The organism is Promicromonospora alba, assembly GCF_042654905.1.
Lineage (GTDB): Bacteria > Actinomycetota > Actinomycetes > Actinomycetales > Cellulomonadaceae > Promicromonospora > Promicromonospora alba.
Map to the genome: position 1 here is coordinate 145,213 of NZ_JBHSFI010000008.1, position 18,805 is coordinate 164,017.

Below are 18,805 nucleotides of genomic sequence, written 5' to 3' on the forward strand. Positions count from 1 at the left end.
GATCAGCCGGTGAACCCCTCCAGCTCCTCGCGCGGCACCTTCCTCCTGGACCTGATCAGTTCCTCCACACGCTCCATCTGTTCCCACACATTGACGGCCATCCCGGCCACCACCTGGCCATCGACCCGCCAGAACGCCACGAACTCTCGCGAGCTGATGTCGCCGGAGACCACTACGTCGTCGTAACCGGCCTCGACGTCCACCCAGCCGGTGTACTCCATGCCGACGTCGTACTGGTCGCTGTAGAAGTAAGGCAGCTTGTCGTACTGGTCGGGAGCTCCGAGCATGGCCCGGCCCGCATGTGCTCCGGTCCTCTGCGCGGTGGCCCAGTGCTCCACCCGGAGCGGACGTCCGTAGTGGGGCGACGGAATGCTGGCTACGTCACCTCCGGCGAACACGTCGGGGTGTGACGTCGCCAGCGTGCCGTCCACGACGACGCCTCCGCCCTGCGCCGCGGGCCGGAGGTCCAGGCCTGCGACCTCTGCGAGCCCGACGTTCGGCGTGGCCCCCACGCCGATCACGACGACATCCGCTCCGACGTGCCTGCCGTCCGCCAGGTCGACGCCGGTGACGCGGCCGTCAGCGCCCTGGATCCGCGTGACGGAGGCGTTGCGGAGCAGGTGTACCTCGTGCTCGGTGTGCACGTCCGCGTAGAAGTCGCTCATCTCGGGCCCGAGCACGCGTCCTAGGGGGCGTGAACCTCGACCGACCACGGTGACGTCCAGGCCCAGGGACCGTGCGGACGCGGCCACCTCGAGCCCGATCCACCCGTCGCCGATCACCACGAGGCGGCCCACACCTTCCAGGGAGGCCTCGAGCAGCGTGCTGGAGATACGGTCCGAGTCGTCGATGGTGCGGAGGTAGTGCACTCCGGCGAGATCCGCACCGGGCAGGCCGAGTGCGCGCGGCGTGGACCCGGGAGCAAGGAGGACCTTCGCGAAGGCGAGCGTGCCGCCATCGGACAGGGTCAGGGTGTGTCCGGCCGCGTCCAGCCCGACCACCGTCTCGTTGGCCTGGATGGTGACGTCGTGCTCGGTGTACCAGGCCTCGTTCAGCGGGAAGACGACGTCTCGCTCCGACTCACCGCGCAGGTAGTCCTTGCTCAGCGGCGGGCGCTCGTACGGATGGTGGGGCTCGGCCGTGACGACCACCAGGTCGCCGTCGTAACCACCGGTGCGGAGCGCTTCTGCGGCGCGGGCTGTGGTCAGCCCGCCGCCGAGGAGGACGTACGGATCCATCGGATACCTCCCGTGCTGGGTTGGTCCCAAGTCTTGCACCGGTGCGCTGGGCAGGCACGAGCGCCCGACGGCGGCCGGTTCAGCGGATGTGCGCCCAGGCGAGGTCAGCCCGAGGACGTCGGCTCGAGGCCCTTCCGGGTAACGAAAAAGACCCTCTGACCAAGCATTTCTGCTGGTCAGAGGGCCTTTCACATGGTCGGGGTGACAGGATTTGAACCTGCGACCTCTTCGTCCCGAACGAAGCGCGCTACCAAGCTGCGCCACACCCCGATTGAGTCCACCTCACGACAGGCACGAAGCCTTTCCGCGGGAGCCTGCTCAGAATAGCCGACGCAGGGCCCGGAACGGAAACCGAATCCGGAGTGGGTCCGATCACGCCCGTTCCAGGCCGCTGCGGAGGCCCTAGGCCAGCTCGACGACGAGCTCCAGCTCGACCGGCGAGTCCAGCGGAAGCACTGCCACGCCCACGGCGGAGCGGGCGTGCACGCCGGCGTCGCCGAAGATCTCGCCGAGCACCGAGCTGGCGCCGTTGATGACCGCGGGCTGACCGGTGAACGACGGGTCGCTCGCGACGAATCCGACGACCTTCACGATCCGTGAGATCGCGTCGAGCGAGCCGGTGACCGACCGGACCGCGGCGAGCGCGTTGAGCGCACACGTGCGCGCGTAGGCCGCGGCGTCGTCGGCGGAGACCAGGCCCTCACCCTCGCCGACCTTGCCGGTCGCGGGCAGCTTGCCCTCGACGAAGGGCAGCTGGCCGGACGTGTAGATGTAGTTGCCGGTCTGCACCGCCGGGACGTACGCCGCCACCGGAGCGGCTACCTCGGGGAGCGTGATGCCCAGCTCGGCGAGGCGCTTCTCAAAGCTCATGCGTCACCGCCGGGCCGCTTCAGATAGGCGACGAGACCGGTGCCGTCGGGTCCGGGGACCACCTGCACGAGCTCCCAGCCGTCCGAGCCCCACTGGTCGAGGATCGCCTTGGTGTTGTGAATGAGGAGGGGGATCGTCGCGTACTCCCACTTCGTTGCTGCCATGGCGACGATGCTACGGCGTGTTTCTGAAGTCGTGTGACTTGTGGAACACCGCCCTTCTCGGGCGTCCAGGTTTCAGGCCGCGGGTGCGGTCTGAGGGTTGGTTCCTACGTCGTCCAGTCCCTTTCCGCCACGACCACGAGGGCCGGGGTGGGTGGGGGTGTCCTGTCGGTGGGCGTTGGTGACGGGGCCGGCTGCTTGACGGTCCCCGACCCGGGCAACACCACTCCTCGCACCGTCCATGACGGTGAGGGTGTGGTTCTCGGCCCAGGCGGCGAGATTGACGGCGGCATTCAGATCACGGTCCAACTTGTGGCCGCACTCGCGGCACTCGAAGGTGCGGTCCTTGAGCGTCAGGTCCTTGCGCAGCTCACCACAGGCGGAGCAGGTCTTGGACGACGGGAACCACCGATCCGCGACCACGACCTGCCCGCTGCGCCAGGCCTGCTTGTAGGTGATCTGCCGGGCGAGCTCACCCCAGGCAGCGTCCGAGATGGCGCGGGAGAGCTTGGGGTTGGACCGCATGCCGGTGATGTTCAGGTCTTCCAGGACCAGTAGGGCGTGGTTCTTGACCAGCTGGTTGGACACCTGATGTAACACATGGCGACGACGGTCACGGATCCGGGCATGCTGTCGTCCCAGACGCACGACAGCCTTCTTGCGGTTCTTCGATCCCTTCTTCTTCCGGGACACGGCCTTGGACAGCCGCCGTAAGCGTGGCAGCCCGCGCCGGAGGGCTCGTGGGTTGTTCAGACGGAGCACCTCGGTGCCGTCGGACGAGCCGGCGACGGCCAGGGCATGCAGACCACGATCCACACCCACCCAACCTTTCCCGCCACTCCCAGCGGGCTGAGGGTTGCCCTTACCCGCCTCGGCTGGCTGGGAGGCGTGGCGTGCTGCGGCGTGCCGGTGCGCGGGGTGCAGGTCCGCGGCCTCCACGGTGATGGAGATCCACCACCGGCTGGCCCCGCAGGATACGGTCACGTGCAGGATCCGGGCACGGCCCTTGGCGATCATCCGACGCAGCCGTCGGGTGCAGTCCCGCACGCGCAGGACGCCGATCTTCGGCAGACTCACTGACCGGACGCGTCCCCCGTCCCCGAGGTGAACACTGGCGCGCCCCTTGCTGGTCTTGTTCCGGATCCGGAACGACCCACCCGTCGGGCTCTTCTTCTTGAACCGTGGGAACCCGACCTTCGGTCCCTTCCGGGTACCGGTGCGGGAGTCGGTGAACGCCCTCAGCCCGCGGCCGAGGTCGACACACGCTTCTTCGAACACCTGGGAAGACACCTGGTCTCGCCAGACCAGACCCGTCACCTCCACCCGCGCGATCCCGGTCGCGTCGACCACGAACCGGCGTCCGGCAGCCTCGGACCTCTTCCACTTGTTGAACTCGTTGATCAGACCAAACCCCGTCCACGGCACGTGGACGGCGTCAGAGACGTCACGCCCGGGGTGATCGTTGGACCCGACTCCGGACCCGACTCCGGACCCGACTCCGGGCGTGGCCCCGGGTGTGGAGTCGCGGCCCTGCCCGCGCTCGGCGGCGGCGCGGGCGTCCTTGTGCAGGCGCAGGGCCTGGTTGAACGCGAACCTCGCCGCCCCCACGTGCCTGGACAGCACGTGTTCCTGCTCGACCGACGGGTCGAGACAGAACCGGAACGACGTGTGCCTGGGCATGCAGTTCATCCTGCCACCGACCACTGACAAACACCCGTGAACGGCATGTCAACCGCTGATCGACCCGGACGTCAGTTCGATCATTCCGACAACCCTCAAGCCCACCAGCTAGCCCGCGAATGGCGGCAGCGATTCCCTACGAGACCTGCACACGGGCGAGTCCGGTTTGGGCGCGCCCTGTCAGGGACACCCCGTAACCTGGGCCCATGGCCATGGCGAACCCTCGCGAGCCGCGCCGGATCACCCGAACCATCCCCGCCGCGCAGCTCATCGGACTTCTTCTCGCATTCGTGCTCACCGCAGGCGCTGGTGGCGTGATCGCGGCCGGGCTCGTGATCCCGCTGGCGTCCGGCGTGAACACCGCCGTCGACACCGGCGTCGAAGTGTTCGAGGAGGTGCCTGACGAGCTGGTTCCGGGGCCGCTGTCGGAGCAGTCCCAGATCTACGCGAGCGACGGCAAGACGAAGCTGGCGACGTTCTATGCGCAGAACCGCATCGTCGTGCCGCTCGACAAGGTGTCGGTTCACATGAAGAACGCCGTGATCTCCATCGAGGACGAGCGCTTCTACACGCACGGCGGTGTGGACCCCGAGGGCATCTCGCGCGCTGCGCTGCAGAACTTCGGCGGCGGAAACACGCAGGGCGCCTCGACGCTCACCCAGCAGTACGTGAAGAACGTCCTGATCGAGGAGGCCGACCGGTCGGGTGACGCCTTCGGCATCCTGGAGGCTCGCGAGGACTCGCTGACACGAAAGCTTCGCGAGGCGAAGCTGGCGATCGCGCTCGAGAAGGAGATGTCCAAGGACGAGATCCTGCAGGGCTATCTCAACATCGCGCAGTTCGGCACAAAGGTCTACGGCGTCGAGACGGCCTCGCGGCACTACTTCAACAAGTCCGCGAAGGACCTGTCCATCGTCGAGGCAGCCACGATCGCCGGAATCACCAAGGCGCCCAGCCAGTTCGACCCGGTGGCCAACCCGAAGGACGCGATGGTCCGTCGTGACCTCGTGATCGGCAAGATGTGGCAGCTCGGCTACATCACCACGGAGGAGCGCGACGAAGCGCTGGCGACCGAGCTGTCGGACATGCTCGACGTCCAGCGCATCGACGTCGGCTGCGACGCAGCGGGTGGCGCAGCCTTCTTCTGCGACTACGTGATCAAGGAGATCATGGCCAGCCCGGAGTTCGGGGAGACCAGGAACGACCGGGCCGACCTCCTGTACCGCGGTGGCCTCAGGATCAAGACGACGATGGACGTCAAGATGCAGAGGGCCGCTCAGAAGACCATCGTCGAGGCGGTCCCGGGGGACAACGCCAGCCAGCTCGAGGCCGCCGTCACGTCGGTCGAGCCGGGCACCGGGCAGATCAAGTCCATGGCACAGAACATCCCGTACAACGCTAGAGCGGAGTCCACGCCGGGCACGACCGCGCAGAACTACTCGGCCGACTACCTGCACGGGAACTCGCGGGGGTTCCAGGTGGGCTCCAACTTCAAGCCGTTCGTCCTCGCCGAGTGGCTGCGTAGCGGGAGGACCCTGCAGGAGCGTGTGAATGCGAACAATTTCTCGGCCAACGAGACGAGTTTCCAGGCCTCGGGTTGCGTCCACGCGTTCACGAACCAGGCCTGGCCCGTGTCGAACGTCGACGGGGCTGCCAGCGGGAACGTGAGCGTGCTCCAGGGCACCTTCCAGTCACTGAACACGGTCTACGCCCGGATGTCGCAGCAGCTCGACCTCTGCAACGTGCAGAAGACCGCATGGGACGCGGGCTTCCGGCCGACGACGTCCGGTCTGACGCACGACGGCGTGGGCAAGTTCCGGACGATCGACAACCCTGAGCAGCGTGACATCGACGTGCTCGCGTCGATGACGCTCGGGACGCAGGCCTCGACACCGATCAACCAGGCATCGGCGTACGCGACGTTCGCTTCCGGCGGTATCTACTGCGACCCGGTCGCGATCCTCGAGGTCAAGGACACCGACGGCAAGAAGCTGAAGGTGCCCTCCGCTGACTGCAGGCGGACGCTCGAGCCCAATGTCGCCAATACCGTCGCCTACGCGATGACAAAGGTCTTCCAGACGAGCCCGTGGGGCACGGCGTGGAAGCTGAGCCCTGGCCTTGGGGACGGGCGGCCCGTCGCGGGCAAGACCGGCACGACGAACTCCGCCATGCAGAGCTGGTTCACCGGATACACGCCCAACCTCTCCACCTCGGTCTGGGTGGGTGAGGCCAGCGGCAATGTCCCGCACATGAGAGTGTTCCTGCCGGCGCAGACCTGGTACGACAGCTCCCCCGAGGCCGACGCGTTGTTCGGCGGCACGGTCGCCGCGCCGACGTGGCGTCGCTACATGGACCAGGCGGTCGCCGACCTGCCCGCCAAGAGCTTCCCCACGCCCGACCCCAAGCTCGTCGGCAAGGCTCCGGCTGCGCCGAAGCCGGAAAAGAGCAACGACGACGAAGAGGGTGACTCCAACGGCGGCGGCTCCGAGGGTGGCGGCTCCGGAGACACCGGTGGCGGTGGCGGTGGCGACGCTGACGCTGACGCCGGCGGCGGCAACGGCAACGGCAACGGCGGCAACAACGGGGACGACTGATCTCTATGGCAACGCTGGGTAACGTCGGCAAGGCGCTCGGGATCGTCGGGGGCGTAGTGGCCGCCGGAATCACGTACGCGCACGTGGAGACGAAACTCTTCCGCGTGCGGCGCGTGACCGTGCCCCTGCTGCCCCCGGGGCAACGGCCGATCCGAGTGCTCCACGTCTCCGACCTCCACCTGACGCCGAGCCAGCGGACCAAGCAGGCCTGGGTCCGCTCGCTGGCCGCGCTCGAGCCAGACCTGGTGATCAACACCGGCGACAACTTCGGGCACACCGACGCGCTGGCCCCGCTGCTCGACGTCTTCGGCCAGCTCATGGACGTGCCCGGCGCGTTCGTGATGGGTTCGAACGACTACCATGCGCCGTCGTTCAAGAACCCTGCGAGGTACCTGCTGCCCGATGCTCGCATCCCGGGTGCGGACAAGAAGGTGGCGCTGCCCACGGAGTCGCTCACCAAGGCGTTCACCGAAGCCGGCTGGGTGGACCTGAACAACAGCCGAGGCCTGGTGGAGCTGCGCGACGGTCGCACCGTCGGGCTGGTCGGCATGGACGACCCGCACCTCGACCGCGACGTCATGCCGGAGCCGGGCCGCGTGCCCGGTGAAGAAGACGCGGTGCTGCGCCTCGGCGTCGTGCACGCGCCGTACAAGCGCGTGCTGAACCAGCTGAAGGGCGACGGCGTCGACGCGATCATCGCCGGCCACACGCACGGCGGGCAGCTCTGCCTGCCGTTCTACGGCGCGCTCGTGACGAACTGCGACCTGGACCGTACGCGGGCGTCCGGCCTGCACGGCTGGCCCGGCGCCCGGCCCGACCGCGAGGGTGGCGAGGGCTCGACGTGGCTGCACGTCTCGGCGGGCGCCGGCACCTCGCCCTACGCCCAGGTCCGGTTCGCGTGCCGCCCGGAGGCGACAGTGATGACCCTGACGGCCCGCGCGGTATAGCTGCGGCCGCGGTCCCGTGTGATCGGCAAAAGGTCAGGTGATCGGCAGTCCGAGCTGCCGATCACCTGACCTTTTGCCGATCACACAAGCGACGGACTCAGCGCGCCCTGCGCTCCAGCCGGTCCAGGTCCAGGAGGACCACCGCGCGGCCCTCGCGGCGGACCCAGCCGCGGGTCGCGAAGTCGGCAAGGGCCTTGTTCACGGTCTCGCGGGAGGCTCCGACGAGCTGCGCCAGCTCCTCCTGGGTGAGGTCGTGCGCGACGCGGATACCGTCGTCGTTCGGCTCGCCGAAGCGGGTCGAGAGGTCCAGCAGCGCCTTGGCCACGCGGCCGGGCACGTCGGAGAAGACGAGGTCCGCGAGGGTCTCGTTGGTGCGGCGCAGCCGGCGCGCCAGCGCGCCGAGCAGCTGAGTGGCGACACCCGGGTGGTCGGCGATCCAGCGCACGAGCGACTCGTGGCGCAGCTCGTAGACCACGGAGTCCGACACGGAGGAGGCGGAGGCGGTGCGGGGGCCCGGGTCGAACAGGGAGAGCTCCCCGAACATCTCACCAGGGCCGAGGATCGACAGCAGGTTCTCACGGCCGTCACTCGACCGGCGACCCAGCTTGATCTTGCCCTGCGCGATGACATAGAGCCGGTCGCCCGGTTCGCCCTCGCGGAAGAGCACGTCACCCCGGACCAGCTCCACGGGCACCATGGACTCGAAGAGCGCGCGCGTCTCCTCGCCTTCCATGTCCGCGAAGAGGGGGGCAGAGAGTACGACTTCGTCGTCCACCAGTGGTGTCCTCACGTGTCGGGGACTTTCGTCCATCAGTCTTTTCCACCTCTCAGTCTGCCTCAATGTCACGAGATTGCCGGGTCATCGGGTTTCTCGCGGCGTCCGCGTGGCGTGCAGCCCGACGTGATCGTCCGCCAGATGCGGGATGTCGGCTTTGCTCGGCGCGAAGTAGGACGCCCGTCCATAAATCCTAGGGGGTTTCACCTGGGAGTTTGGAACGGGCGTCCCGGGGACCTCTCAGGGAACGTCGCGCTGTTCCGGGCCCACGTACTCGCACACCGGTCGGATCAGCGCGTTCGCGGCGCGCTGCTCCATGATGTGCGCGGTCCAGCCGGTGATGCGCGAGGCCACGAACAGCGGCGTGAAGATGTTCGTGTCGAAGCCCATCAGGTGATACGCCGGGCCGGCCGGGTAGTCGAGGTTCGGCTTGATGTTCTTACGGCTGCCCATGGCGTTCTCGAGGGTGTCGTAGAGGTCGAGCACCGCGGTGTCGCCGTAGTGCTCGGCCAGGTCGCCGAGCACGGCTCGCATGGTCGGCACGCGCGAGTCGCCGTTCTTGTAGACCCGGTGGCCGAACCCCATGATCTTCTTCTTGTTCGCCAGCGCATCCTCGAGCCATGCCTCGGCCCGGTCGGCGGTGCCGATCTCCTCGAACGTGGCCTGCACGGCCTCGTTGGCCCCGCCGTGCAGCGGGCCCTTGAGGGCGCCGATGGCGCCGGTGACGGCGGAGTGCAGGTCGGCGAGCGTCGAGGTGATGACGCGCGCGGTGAACGTCGAAGCGTTGAACGAGTGCTCCGCGTACAGCACCATCGAGGCCTCGAAAGCCTGCACGACGGCGGGCTCCGCCTCCTTGCCGAACGCCATCCACAGGAAGTTCGCGGAGTAGCCGAGGTCCTCGCGCGGGTGCACGAGCTCCTGGCCGTGCCGACGGCGCTGGTCCAGCGCGACGACGGCGGGCAGGACCGCCCACAGGCGGACGGACTTGGCGAGCTCGGCCTCCACGGACGAGTCCTCGGCCGCAGGGTCGTGGGCGCCCAGGATCGACACCGCCGTGCGGCACACGTCCATGGGGTGGCAGTCGGTGGGCAGCTCGAGGATCGCGTCGCGGACGTTGTCCGGCAGCTCGCGGTGCACCCGTTCGGTCGCCGTCTGCTCGGCCAGCTGGGCGGACGTCGGGAGCTCGCCGTGCCACAGCAGGTAGGCGACCTCCTCGAAGCTCTTCCTCGCGGCCAGCTCCTGCACCGGATAGCCCCGGTACAGCAGCGAGTTGGTCTCGGGATTGACCTTCGAGATGGCCGACGTGTCGGCGACGACGCCGGCCAGACCCTTACGGATCTCCGTGGTCTCGGTCATGAGCACTCCTTCGTGTCGAGACTAAGTCAGAACTTGATTTCGAAATCAGGGCTTGTAGGTGAAGACGTTCGAGTCGAAGTGGTTGTAGGCCGCGTAGTCGGTGAGCTCGTACAGCCGCGCGCGGGTCTGCATCTGGGGCACGAGGGCGTCCTGGGTGCCGGACGCCGAGATCTCTTCCAGCGCGCGCTCCGCGGCACCCATCGCGATCCGCAGCAGGGTGACGGGGTAGATCACGAGCTGCGCCCCGGCGTCGTGCAGCTGCTTGGCCGTGAAGAGCTCGGACTTGCCGAACTCCGTCATGTTGGCCAGCACGGGGACGTCCAGCGCCGAGGCGACGGCCTCGAACTCCGAGAGGTCCTTCATCGCCTCGGGGAAGATCGCGTCGGCACCGGCGTCGACCAGGGCCTTGGCGCGGTCGATCGCGAGCCTGAGCCCGCGCTCGCCCGGCTCCGTCCCGCGCACGTCGGTGCGCGCCATGATGAGGAAGTCGGGGTCGCGGCGGCCGTCGACGGCGGCCCGGATGCGGCGGACGGCGTCGTCGAGCCCGACGACCTCCTTGCCGTCCAGGTGACCGCAGCGCTTGGGGTTGACCTGGTCCTCGATGTGGATGCCGGCCACGCCGGCGTCCTCCATCGTCTGGACCGTGCGCGCCACGTTCATGGGCTCGCCGAACCCGGTGTCGGCGTCGGCCAGCACCGGCAGGTCGGTGACCCGGGCGATCTGGCCGGACCGGCCGGCCACCTCGGTCAGCGTGGTCAGACCGATGTCCGGCAGGCCGAGGTCGGCGGAGAGGACGGCGCCGGAGACGTAGACGCCGTCGAACCCCTTGTCCTGGATCAGCTTGGCGCTGAGCGGGTTGAACGCGCCCGGGAGGCGAAGGATGTCCGGCCCGGCGAGGGCCTCGCGGAAGGCGCGGCGCTTGGCCGCGGCGGTGAGGTGGGAGTAGAGCATCAGGCCTGCCCCAGCTCGAAGAGGCCCGTCGGGGACTTGACCGCGTCCAGCACCCCGGGTGCCGCGACGATCGTGAGCTCACGGACCTCGGCGGGCGTCAGCTCGGGCAGCCGCTCGGCGAGGCCGAGGAAGCGCTCGATCTCGGCGTCCGCCAGGATCCCGGCGGCGAGCGTGCGGAACTTGCCGACGTAGTTCGCGCGGGCGAACGGACGCGCACCCAGCGGGTGGGCGTCGGCGACGGCGATCTCGCGGGTCACGACCTCGCCCGAGGTGAGCGTGATCTCCACGCGGCCGCCGAACGCCTTCTCGGCGGGGTCGGTCGAGTGGTAGCGGCGGGTCCACTCCGGGTCCTCGGCGGTGGTGACCTTGCGCCACAGCTCTACCGTGTCGGGCCGCTGCGCCCGCGACGGGGCGTAGGAGTCGACGTGGTGCCAGCCGCCGTCCTGCAGCGCGACCGTGAAGATGTACGGGACCGAGTGGTCGAGCGTCTCGCGGGACGCCGTCGGGTCGTACTTCTGGGGGTCGTTGGCGCCCGAGCCGATCACGTAGTGCGTGTGGTGGCTGGTGTGCAGCACGATGCCCTGGATGTTCCGGGGGTCCCGCAGCTCCGGCCGCTCGTTGCCGAGCGCGCGGGCCATGTCGATGACGGCCTGCGCCTGGTACTCCGCGGAGTGCTCCTTGGTGTACGTGTCGAGGATGCCGGTGCGCGGCTCGCCGGCCTCGGGCAGCACGACGTCGTAGGCGGCGTCGGGCCCGTCGAGGAGCCAGGCGACGACGCCGTCCTCGCCCTCGTAGATGGGCTCGGGGGAGGTCTGGCCGCGCATCGCGCGGTCCACGGCCTCGATCGCGAGCTTGCCCGCGAACGCCGGTGCGTGCGCCTTCCACGTGGAGATCTGGCCCTTGCGGCTCTGCCGCGTGGCAGTGGTGGTGTGCAGGGCCTGGCCGATCGCCTGGAACACGGTCTCGGTGTCCAGCCCGAGCAGCGTGCCGATGCCCGCCGCCGCCGACGGGCCGAGGTGCGCCACGTGGTCGATCTTGTGCTTGTGCAGGCTGATCGTGCGGACCAGGTCCACCTGGATCTCGTAGCCGGTCACGATGCCCCGGACCAGGTCCTTGCCGGTGCAGCCGGCGTGCTGCGCCACCGCGAGGATCGGCGGGATGTTGTCACCCGGGTGGGAGTACTCGGCCGCGAGGAACGTGTCGTGGAAGTCGAGCTCGCGCACTGCGACGCCGTTGGCCCACGCCGCCCACTCGGGGCTGCTGGTCGCCTCGGGGGCGAGGCCGAACACGGTGGACCCGGGACGGTACGGGTGCGCCTGCGCCTGTGAGCGGGCGGCGACCGCGGGTCCGCGGGTCAGGCTGGCTGCCGCGACGGCGGCGTTGTCGATCACCCGGTTGATCACCATGTCGGTGACCTCCGCGGTGGGCTCGACGGCGTCCGTGGCGAGCTCCGCGAGCTTCCATGCGAGCTGGTCGGTGCGCTTGAGCGGCTCGGCAGACGGGTAGACGCGCAGGTGGTGCGTGTACGGCATGGTGACTCTTCCTCGATTCACGTGGACCGTCGTGAGGTCCTCAGATATGCGTCCTCGACCTTCTCATACTCCGCGTCCTAGGTACATGGCGCCAAACCGGGCGGCCGGGCTCAGGGTCCGAATGTCAGTGGGGATCGTTAGTCTGGCCGATGTGACCACAGTCAGGGAACGCGAACCCGAGAACGCAGCGGAGGGCACGGCGGAGAGCAGGCTGGCGCTCGTGCGCAGAGCACGGCGTATCAATCGGCTGCTCGCGGAGACCTATCCCGATGCCCGGGCGGAGCTGGACTTCAGGACGCCGCTGGAGCTGCTGATCGCGACCGTGCTCAGCGCCCAGACCACCGACGTCCGGGTCAACCAGACCACGCCGGAGCTCTTCGTGATGTACCCGGACGCCCGGGCCTACGCCGAGGCGGACCCGGACGAGCTCGAGGACATCCTGCGGCCCCTGGGCTTCTTCCGGGCCAAGGCGCGCGCGGTGATCGGCCTGGGCCAGGCGCTCGTCGAGCGGTACGACGGCGAGGTCCCGGGCCGGTTGAAGGACCTGGTCACGCTCCCGGGCGTCGGGCGCAAGACGGCGAACGTGGTGCTCGGCAACGCCTTCGGCGTCCCGGGGATCACCGTCGACACGCACTTCGGGCGGGTGGCAAGGCGGCTCGGCCTCACCACCGAGGAGGACCCGGTGAAGGTCGAGACCGAGGTGGGGGAGCTGTTCCCCAAGAAGGACTGGACCATGCTCAGCCACCACCTCGTCTGGCACGGGCGACGGGTGTGCATCGCGCGCAACCCGGCGTGCGGGGCGTGCAGCATCGCCGACCTGTGCCCCTCCTACGGAGCGGGCGAGACGGACCCCGACAAGGCGGCGAAGCTGGTGCGCCCGGCGCCGGAGCGCTCGGAGTCTGCGGGCCTGCCCCTCAAGTAGCGCTACCTCGGCGCAGGACTCACCCGGGCCAGCCACCTCAGCAGGATCTCGTTGACCTCGTCCGGGGCCTCCTCGGGCAGGAAGTGGCCCGCGCCCGGGATCAGCTCGTAGTGGAGGTCCGGCGCGAGGGCTATGGCGTCGAGGTCGGCGCGCTCGGGCCGCACGATGCCGTCCCGGTCGCCCTGCAGCTGCAGCGTGGGTACACCGAGCGGACGGCGCAGCGCGGTACCGAACCGGCGGCCGTCCATCCGCGGAGTGGACCGCACGGCCCAGCGCAGCGCCTCCGCAGCCGAGTGCGCGGCGAACGGGATCCGCATGACCGCCTTGTACAGGTCGACCACGTCATCGGGCAGCGGGGTGGCCGCGCCCAGCGCGAGGGTGCGCTCCACGAGGTCGCCCTGGGCCAGTGCCCGCTCAGGCAGGGTCGGGACCTGCAGGTACGCGATCTCGCGCAGGGCCGCCGCCGTGAAGGCGGCCCGGCTGCGCAGACGCACCCGGGCCGGATGCGGGCTGGCCAGCACGGCGACCGCCGCCGTCGTGCCGGGGTGCAGGGACGCCATCGCCCAGGCGAGCGTGCCGCCCGTACCGTGCCCCACCACCACGGCGCGCTCGCGCCCGAGGGAGCGGACGACGCCGGCGACGTCCGCCGCCCGTGCGGGCACCCCGTAGCCCGACGGCGGCTTGTCCGACCCGCCCACACCGCGCACGTCCATCGCGGCGACGCGGTAGCCGGCGTCGGCCAGAGCGGGGATCTGCGCGCGCCACGCCCACCAGAACTCGGGGTAACCGTGCAGGAGGACGACCAGCGGCGCCGAACGGCTCTCGGTCCCGGCGACCGCCACGTGGAAGCGCGAGCCGCCCGACGAGACGAACTCGTGCTGCCATGGACCCTCGACCAGGGCGCACGTGTAGTCGCTGGTGGCTGCCGTGCGGACGGCCGGTCGGGCCGAGAGTGCGGTCACAGGTACGAACCTACGCGGTCGGTGCCGTGCGCGCCCGGCTACCGGCCACCGGCTCAGTGGCCGGTCTGTGCGACCTGTCTCCCGGCCGGCCCGGCGTTGGGGTCGTCCGTGCCGGCCGCCGCGGCGTCCGCCGGTGCGGGCGGGAGCGCTGCGGAGGGCGGCGGAGCAGGGAGCTCCTCGATCGGTCGCTCCTTCGGCGGGTCGAACCGGTAGCCGACGTTGCGCACCGTGCCGATGAGCTGTTCGTGCTCCGGCCCGAGCTTTGCCCGGAGCCGCCGCACGTGGACGTCGACGGTGCGCGTGCCGCCGTAGTAGTCGTAGCCCCAGACCTCCTGCAGCAGCTGCGCACGCGTGAACACGCGGCCCGGATGCTGCACGAGGTACTTGAGGAGCTCGAACTCCTTGTAGGTCAGGTCGATCGGGCGGCCGCGAAGCCTGGCGGTGTACCCGCCGGCGTCGATGGCGAGCTCGCCCGCGGAGATCTCCTGCTGCGACTCCTCTGCGGGGCCGCGCGCCGAACGCTCGATCACCAGGCGCAGACGGGCCTCGACCTCGGCGGGTGAGGCGGTCTCCAGCAGCAGGTCGTTGGCGCCCCACTCGTGGGTCACCACCGTCAGGCCGCCCTCGGTGAGGATCAGCACGAGCGGCACGGTCAGGCCCGTCGCGTGCAGCAGTCGGCAGGTGGTGCGGGCGGCGACCAGGTCACGGCGGGCATCCAGCAGGACGACGTCCGCATCCGGGGCATCGACGAGCGCCGAGGGCTCCATCGGAAGCACCCGGACCCGATGGGAAAGCAGTCCTAGTGCGGGCAGTACCTCGGCAGACCCACCGGTGGCGGGTGTGAGGATCAACAGCTCTGCCATTGACGCACCTCCTCTCGGAACCGGCGTCTTGCAACCGTCCCTGGCTCGGGTCTCGCTGTAGCGAGACGTCCCGTCGCGTCCAACTGGCTCTGCGGAAGTCTGCCCTGTTGCTTGTTGCGTGCATGTTACACGCCCTTTTCCTGGACACCACCATGCTGCTCAGGACCCGTGACACTCACATGACACGCGCGTTGCCCGACTCTCACAGGCCTTTGATCAGGCGGATCAGCGGCCTGTTCGGAGGCTGGATTCAAAGAACTCGGACAGACTCTGGAAAACTCGTGCCGTGTCCGTCTCCACCCGCGCCGTGACGACCGCTGTGCTCGCAGCCCTCGTCGCCGCTGCGTCCTACGTCCAGCCCCGGCCGCTGCCCCTCGTGGCGGCGGTGGTGGTCCTGGTGGTTCTCGTCGCGCTGGGCTGGCCGTCCCTCCTGCGACTGCCCGCCGCGGGAAGCACGCGGCTGGTCGTGGCGCTCTGCGGCACCGGCGGGGCGGCCGCTACCTACTTCACCCAGGGCGAGCCGGTGCTGCGGCACCTGCCGACGGTCCTGGCCGGCGCGGTGGTGCTCTCGTTCATCGCACAGATGCTGCGCCGCGACGGCCGCCCGCAGCTGACCGAGTCGGTCTCGGGCACGGTCGCGGGCGTCGTCGCCGCCATCGCGACCTCCGGCTGGATCGCCGCCGCGCGGTCCGACGCCGGCGCCACGCTGGTGGTGACGAGCGCGGTCGCCCTGGCGGTCGCGGCTGCCGTGGCGGCGCTGCCGGTCCGCGGCTGGGTGGCGCTGGGGATCTCCGCGGTCGCCGCCGTCCTGGTGGGCGGGGCCGCGGCGACGCTGCTGCCGGACATCGACACCGTGAGCGGCCTGTGGTGCGGGCTCGTCGCCGGTGTCGTGGTCGGTGCGCTGCACCTGCTGCTGGAACGGCTGCCCGCCCGCGGTGCACGGCTCGCCGGGCTCACGGCGGCCGCGCTGCCCGTAGCGGTCTGCGGCATCTTCGTGTTCGTCGTGGGCCGGATGGTGATCCTCTAGGACCGACGGATCAGGACTGGCGGATCATCTCGCCGGCGATCTCGATGCGGACCTTCTTGGCGACCAGGACGCCGCCGGCCTCGAGCGCGACGTTCCAGAGCAGGCCCCACTCCTCGCGGTCGATGTCGCAGCTGCCGTGGAACCCGAAGATGTCCTGGCCGTAGGGGTCGTGCCCCACGCCGCCGAACTCGCAGTCGAGCGAGACCGGGCGCGTGACGCCGCGGACCGTGAGCAGGCCGTCCATGACGAACTTCGTGAAGGAGCCGTCGGGCTGGTCCGGGTCGTGCGGACGGCGTCCCGCGGTGCCGGCCTTGAGCCGCGCCCACGAGAAGATCGGGTCCACCTGCGTCCGCATCCGGAAGCCGGTGCTGCGGAACTCGATGGTGGGGTGGTTCTCGACGTCCAGGAAGTCGGGCCCCGACAGGTGCGCGTCGCGGTCGGGCACGTGGGTGCCGATGGACGCCGCCTGGATCGTGCAGCTGACCTGGGACATCAAGGGGTCGTCGGCGACGAGCACCGTCGCCTCGCCCTCGGCGAACTCGCCGCGGACCGGGCTGACCATCATGTGCATGGCGAGAAAGCCGAGCCGCTTGTGGTTCTGGTCGAGCGCGTACTTCCCGGCCGCCGGGATGGTGATTCCGTTCCAGGTACGTGTTGGCAAAACTTCCATCTTAGCAAATTCTCCCATATATGCGGATACATGCACGTTACCACCGGGGCGACATGGGCTTGGTAGGCATTTCGGCACGAGAAATACTGCTTCGGTCGGGGGCGGTGCCAAGGAAATCACGCGGGCGAACCTGCGAGAAGCGAGTCGGCACGCAATGTGACAGGTGTCATTGCAGGTGAGGACTTGTCTGGACGAGCAACACACGGCATCGTGGGTTAAATGTTGTTGGGACAAGTGGTCGCGCTGGTCGTGCTCGTGCTGGGTACCGCAGCTCTCGGAGTGTGGTGGTCAGCACGTCAGGGTGCTGTGCGCGCACCCCGGCAGGCGCCGGCCGGCATCGACTGGGCGTCGGCCGGGATCGCGCTCGCGGACCGGGTGACGTTCGTGCAGTTCTCCGCCGAGGTGTGTGCCGCGTGCCGGTCCACCTCACGGGTGCTCGGCGGGCTCACCGGCTCGAGCTCCGGCGTCGGGCACCGCGAGCTCCTCGTGGACGACCACCTCGACCTCGTGCGCAGCCTGGGCGTGCTCCGCACACCCACGGTGCTCGTGGTCGACGGCGGCGGTCGCGAGGTGGCCCGCATGAGCGGCGTAGTCTCCGACACGCAGGCACGTCAGGCACTCAACCGGGTCCCCACTGCGGCGGCCGAAGCGGACGGGGAAGGGCAGTCATGAGCGTGAACAAGGGGATCGACCCGCGCGGACCGCGCGTAGGGGCAAGCATCACGGCGGTGCTGCTGGCAGCCGTGGTGCTGCTCGGCGCGAGCACCGCCGGCCTGTGGCTGCTCACGTTCATCATGCTGAGCTTCCTGCTCGGCACGCTGCGCGGAGCCGAGGGCTCGTGGCAGGGCATGCTGTTCAAGAAGTTCGTCCGCCCGCGGCTGGGCCCGCCCGCGGAGATGGAGGACCGGCGTCCGCCGCGCTTCGCGCAGGGAGTCGGCCTCTTCGTGACGGCGGTCGGCGTGATCCTCGGGTTCTTCGGCGTGCTTCCGGCGGTGCCGATCGCGGCGGCGGTGGCGTTCGTCGCAGCGGCGCTCAACGCCGTCGTCGGCCTGTGCCTCGGGTGCGAGATGTACCTGCTGCTGCGCCGGACGGGCCTGGTCCGCGCCTGATCGAGGTATCAGTTCCTGACGGAGCCCAGGCCGCTCAGTAGACGAGCGCCTGGGCTCCGTCGCGCAGGATCTCCTCCGTGAACAGTGCCGCGCCCGCGATCCGGACGCCCGGCAGCACGTCCGCCTCGGTGATGTCCCGGCGTGCGGCGCACTGGGTGCAGAGCGTGACGGTTCCAGCGGCCAGGACGGCCTCCAGCAGGTCGGGCAGCGGCGTCGCGTGCTCGAGCGCGAGCTCGGCCGCGCGGCCGGGCAGCGCGAACCACGCCGACTCGCCGGTGAGCCACAGGCTCACCTCGGCCCCGGAGGCCACGGCGGCGGCCGCGACGGTGAATGCCTGGTTGGTGGCCTCGGGCCGATCCAGGCCCGCAGTGGTCTTGATCACGAGCTGGCGCATGCCGCTGACTGTAAGCGCTCGACCGTTAGGATCGACAGCATGTCGATCCATGCCCTTGAGCTCATCTTCACCGGCCTTATCGTCGCCGTTGCCGTCGCGGTCACCTGGTTCGCCGGCTACGTCGTCTACAAGCTGTACACGGGCCAGCGCTGATGACGTTCACGTTCCCTGACGGCCTCTCGCCCGACGTGTACCCGCTGGCCTGGCTGGTCGGCCGGTGGCGCGGCGAGGGTGTGATCGAGTACCCGAGCATCGGCAAGAAGACGTTCGTGCAAGACCTGGTCTTCGACCACGACGGCGGCCCGTACGTGCGCTTCGAGTCCACGCTGCGGGTACTGGACGAGACTGTCCCGGACAAGCTGCCCGACGACGGCGAGTGGCCGGCGCCCGTGCCGGACCCGGTCGGCACCGTCTGGTCCACCGAGACGGGCTACTGGCGCGTGTCCACCGACCGCCCCGACGGCCTCGAGGAGGAGAAGCACGCGCTCGAGGTGCTCGTCGCCGACGCCTCCGGGCGCATCACGGTCTACGTCGGCGCCGCGGGCAACGGGCGGATCGACCTGGCTTCGGACGCCATTGCGCGGACGTCGACGGCGTCCGAGGTGCGTGCGTCGAAGCGGCTGTACGGCCTGGTGCAGGGCCGCCTGCTGTGGGTGGAGGAGCTCGCCGCGTTCGGCGAGCCCATGCGCTCGTACGCGTCGGCGGAGCTGGACAGGCAGTAACAACCGGCAGTGACAACGCAGGCGGGGAATGC

19 protein-coding genes and 1 tRNA gene are annotated in these 18,805 nt (G+C 69.6%); 7 read left to right on the plus strand and 13 right to left on the minus strand.

From position 1 onward, the window contains the following. Positions 1 to 2: 2 nt before the first annotated feature. From ACFO6V_RS23250 to ACFO6V_RS23270, 5 genes are all read right to left on the minus strand, one after another. Positions 3 to 1,238, minus strand: coding sequence for an NAD(P)/FAD-dependent oxidoreductase (locus ACFO6V_RS23250; RefSeq protein ID WP_377140081.1), 1,236 nt, complete (start codon positions 1,236 to 1,238; stop codon positions 3 to 5). Between the two features lie 193 nt (positions 1,239 to 1,431). After that, positions 1,432 to 1,508: transfer RNA gene (locus tag ACFO6V_RS23255), tRNA-Pro, on the minus strand. A gap of 132 nt (positions 1,509 to 1,640) precedes the next feature. Further along, a complete protein-coding gene (locus ACFO6V_RS23260; protein WP_377140084.1) occupies positions 1,641 to 2,108 on the minus strand; it encodes a RidA family protein in 468 nt (155 codons plus the stop codon). Continuing rightward, positions 2,105 to 2,272, minus strand: coding sequence for a DUF4177 domain-containing protein (locus tag ACFO6V_RS23265; protein WP_377140086.1), 168 nt, complete (start codon positions 2,270 to 2,272; stop codon positions 2,105 to 2,107). Before ACFO6V_RS23265 ends, ACFO6V_RS23260 begins: the two co-directional genes overlap by 4 nt. Positions 2,273 to 2,344: 72 nt before the next feature. After that, positions 2,345 to 3,949: an RNA-guided endonuclease InsQ/TnpB family protein gene (locus tag ACFO6V_RS23270; RefSeq protein WP_377140089.1), complete on the minus strand. Its 1,605-nt coding sequence runs from the start codon at positions 3,947 to 3,949 to the stop codon at positions 2,345 to 2,347. 206 nt (positions 3,950 to 4,155) lie between these two features. Between ACFO6V_RS23270 and ACFO6V_RS23275 the strand changes: the two genes are divergently transcribed. Both ACFO6V_RS23275 and ACFO6V_RS23280 read left to right on the plus strand, forming a co-directional pair. Beyond that, on the plus strand, positions 4,156 to 6,543 hold the full coding sequence (locus tag ACFO6V_RS23275; protein WP_377140091.1) for a transglycosylase domain-containing protein: 2,388 nt from the start codon (positions 4,156 to 4,158) through the stop codon (positions 6,541 to 6,543). 5 nt (positions 6,544 to 6,548) lie between these two features. Further along, the gene (locus ACFO6V_RS23280; protein WP_377140094.1) at positions 6,549 to 7,490 is read left to right on the plus strand and encodes a metallophosphoesterase; all 942 of its coding nucleotides are present in this window, start codon (positions 6,549 to 6,551) and stop codon (positions 7,488 to 7,490) included. A 97-nt stretch (positions 7,491 to 7,587) separates the two neighbouring features. Here the strand turns inward: ACFO6V_RS23280 and ACFO6V_RS23285 are convergent, their stop codons facing one another. The 4 genes from ACFO6V_RS23285 to ACFO6V_RS23300 form a co-directional block, all read right to left on the minus strand. Then, positions 7,588 to 8,265 (minus strand): Crp/Fnr family transcriptional regulator, encoded by a 678-nt coding sequence (locus tag ACFO6V_RS23285; RefSeq protein ID WP_116677089.1) that lies wholly within the window; start codon positions 8,263 to 8,265, stop codon positions 7,588 to 7,590. A gap of 240 nt (positions 8,266 to 8,505) precedes the next feature. After that, entirely contained in the window at positions 8,506 to 9,621 is a 1,116-nt protein-coding gene (locus tag ACFO6V_RS23290) for a bifunctional 2-methylcitrate synthase/citrate synthase (RefSeq protein WP_377140097.1), read from the minus strand. 45 nt (positions 9,622 to 9,666) lie between these two features. Further along, a complete protein-coding gene (gene prpB / locus ACFO6V_RS23295) occupies positions 9,667 to 10,572 on the minus strand; it encodes a methylisocitrate lyase (RefSeq protein ID WP_377140099.1) in 906 nt (301 codons plus the stop codon). After that, positions 10,572 to 12,104, minus strand: a complete 1,533-nt coding sequence (locus tag ACFO6V_RS23300; RefSeq protein WP_377140102.1) for an MmgE/PrpD family protein — start codon at positions 12,102 to 12,104, stop codon at positions 10,572 to 10,574. The genes prpB and ACFO6V_RS23300 overlap by 1 nt, the downstream gene beginning before the upstream one ends. A gap of 142 nt (positions 12,105 to 12,246) precedes the next feature. Here ACFO6V_RS23300 and nth point away from each other — a divergent pair, with 142 nt between their 5' ends. Next, on the plus strand, positions 12,247 to 13,026 hold the full coding sequence (gene nth, locus ACFO6V_RS23305; RefSeq protein WP_377141141.1) for an endonuclease III: 780 nt from the start codon (positions 12,247 to 12,249) through the stop codon (positions 13,024 to 13,026). 2 nt (positions 13,027 to 13,028) lie between these two features. On the opposite strand, the gene ACFO6V_RS23310 is transcribed toward nth, so the two are convergent. Both ACFO6V_RS23310 and ACFO6V_RS23315 read right to left on the minus strand, forming a co-directional pair. Further along, positions 13,029 to 13,988 carry an alpha/beta fold hydrolase gene (locus ACFO6V_RS23310; RefSeq protein ID WP_377140105.1) on the minus strand — a complete coding sequence of 320 codons (960 nt, stop codon included), beginning with the start codon at positions 13,986 to 13,988 and terminating at the stop codon, positions 13,029 to 13,031. Between the two features lie 53 nt (positions 13,989 to 14,041). Beyond that, positions 14,042 to 14,851, minus strand: coding sequence for a winged helix-turn-helix transcriptional regulator (locus ACFO6V_RS23315; protein ID WP_377140108.1), 810 nt, complete (start codon positions 14,849 to 14,851; stop codon positions 14,042 to 14,044). A gap of 286 nt (positions 14,852 to 15,137) precedes the next feature. Here ACFO6V_RS23315 and ACFO6V_RS23320 point away from each other — a divergent pair, with 286 nt between their 5' ends. Next, positions 15,138 to 15,878, plus strand: coding sequence for a hypothetical protein (locus ACFO6V_RS23320; RefSeq protein ID WP_377140110.1), 741 nt, complete (start codon positions 15,138 to 15,140; stop codon positions 15,876 to 15,878). 10 nt (positions 15,879 to 15,888) lie between these two features. Here ACFO6V_RS23320 and ACFO6V_RS23325 read toward each other — a convergent pair whose 3' ends face one another. Then, positions 15,889 to 16,548, minus strand: coding sequence for a YceI family protein (locus tag ACFO6V_RS23325; protein WP_377140112.1), 660 nt, complete (start codon positions 16,546 to 16,548; stop codon positions 15,889 to 15,891). Between the two features lie 219 nt (positions 16,549 to 16,767). Between ACFO6V_RS23325 and ACFO6V_RS23330 the strand changes: the two genes are divergently transcribed. Both ACFO6V_RS23330 and ACFO6V_RS23335 read left to right on the plus strand, forming a co-directional pair. After that, entirely contained in the window at positions 16,768 to 17,220 is a 453-nt protein-coding gene (locus tag ACFO6V_RS23330; protein WP_377140115.1) for a thioredoxin family protein, read from the plus strand. After that, complete coding sequence (locus ACFO6V_RS23335; protein ID WP_377140117.1) at positions 17,217 to 17,657, plus strand: DUF4395 domain-containing protein; 441 nt, start codon at positions 17,217 to 17,219, stop codon at positions 17,655 to 17,657. Before ACFO6V_RS23330 ends, ACFO6V_RS23335 begins: the two co-directional genes overlap by 4 nt. 34 nt (positions 17,658 to 17,691) lie before the next feature. Here ACFO6V_RS23335 and ACFO6V_RS23340 read toward each other — a convergent pair whose 3' ends face one another. Beyond that, complete coding sequence (locus tag ACFO6V_RS23340) at positions 17,692 to 18,051, minus strand: DsrE family protein (RefSeq protein WP_116677078.1); 360 nt, start codon at positions 18,049 to 18,051, stop codon at positions 17,692 to 17,694. Between the two features lie 152 nt (positions 18,052 to 18,203). On the opposite strand from ACFO6V_RS23340, the gene ACFO6V_RS23345 reads away from it, so the two are divergent. Continuing rightward, the gene (locus ACFO6V_RS23345) at positions 18,204 to 18,773 is read left to right on the plus strand and encodes a heme-binding beta-barrel domain-containing protein (protein ID WP_377140120.1); all 570 of its coding nucleotides are present in this window, start codon (positions 18,204 to 18,206) and stop codon (positions 18,771 to 18,773) included. Positions 18,774 to 18,805 lie beyond the last annotated feature (32 nt).

What these genes read in the sequence shown, in the direction of transcription:
- ACFO6V_RS23275 (WP_377140091.1), top strand. Translation starts at nt 4,156, where the DNA reads ATGGCCATGGCGAACCCTCGCGAGCCGCGCCGGATCACCCGAACCATC.
- ACFO6V_RS23300 (WP_377140102.1), bottom strand. Translation starts at nt 12,104, where the DNA reads ATGCCGTACACGCACCACCTGCGCGTCTACCCGTCTGCCGAGCCGCTC.
- ACFO6V_RS23250 (WP_377140081.1), bottom strand. Translation starts at nt 1,238, where the DNA reads ATGGATCCGTACGTCCTCCTCGGCGGCGGGCTGACCACAGCCCGCGCC.
- ACFO6V_RS23340 (WP_116677078.1), bottom strand. Translation starts at nt 18,051, where the DNA reads ATGCGCCAGCTCGTGATCAAGACCACTGCGGGCCTGGATCGGCCCGAG.
- ACFO6V_RS23280 (WP_377140094.1), top strand. Translation starts at nt 6,549, where the DNA reads ATGGCAACGCTGGGTAACGTCGGCAAGGCGCTCGGGATCGTCGGGGGC.
- ACFO6V_RS23260 (WP_377140084.1), bottom strand. Translation starts at nt 2,108, where the DNA reads ATGAGCTTTGAGAAGCGCCTCGCCGAGCTGGGCATCACGCTCCCCGAG.
- ACFO6V_RS23345 (WP_377140120.1), top strand. Translation starts at nt 18,204, where the DNA reads ATGACGTTCACGTTCCCTGACGGCCTCTCGCCCGACGTGTACCCGCTG.
- ACFO6V_RS23290 (WP_377140097.1), bottom strand. Translation starts at nt 9,621, where the DNA reads ATGACCGAGACCACGGAGATCCGTAAGGGTCTGGCCGGCGTCGTCGCC.
- prpB (WP_377140099.1), bottom strand. Translation starts at nt 10,572, where the DNA reads ATGCTCTACTCCCACCTCACCGCCGCGGCCAAGCGCCGCGCCTTCCGC.
- ACFO6V_RS23315 (WP_377140108.1), bottom strand. Translation starts at nt 14,851, where the DNA reads ATGGCAGAGCTGTTGATCCTCACACCCGCCACCGGTGGGTCTGCCGAG.
- ACFO6V_RS23335 (WP_377140117.1), top strand. Translation starts at nt 17,217, where the DNA reads ATGAGCGTGAACAAGGGGATCGACCCGCGCGGACCGCGCGTAGGGGCA.
- ACFO6V_RS23265 (WP_377140086.1), bottom strand. Translation starts at nt 2,272, where the DNA reads ATGGCAGCAACGAAGTGGGAGTACGCGACGATCCCCCTCCTCATTCAC.
- ACFO6V_RS23270 (WP_377140089.1), bottom strand. Translation starts at nt 3,949, where the DNA reads ATGCCCAGGCACACGTCGTTCCGGTTCTGTCTCGACCCGTCGGTCGAG.
- ACFO6V_RS23325 (WP_377140112.1), bottom strand. Translation starts at nt 16,548, where the DNA reads ATGGAAGTTTTGCCAACACGTACCTGGAACGGAATCACCATCCCGGCG.
- ACFO6V_RS23330 (WP_377140115.1), top strand. Translation starts at nt 16,768, where the DNA reads ATGTTGTTGGGACAAGTGGTCGCGCTGGTCGTGCTCGTGCTGGGTACC.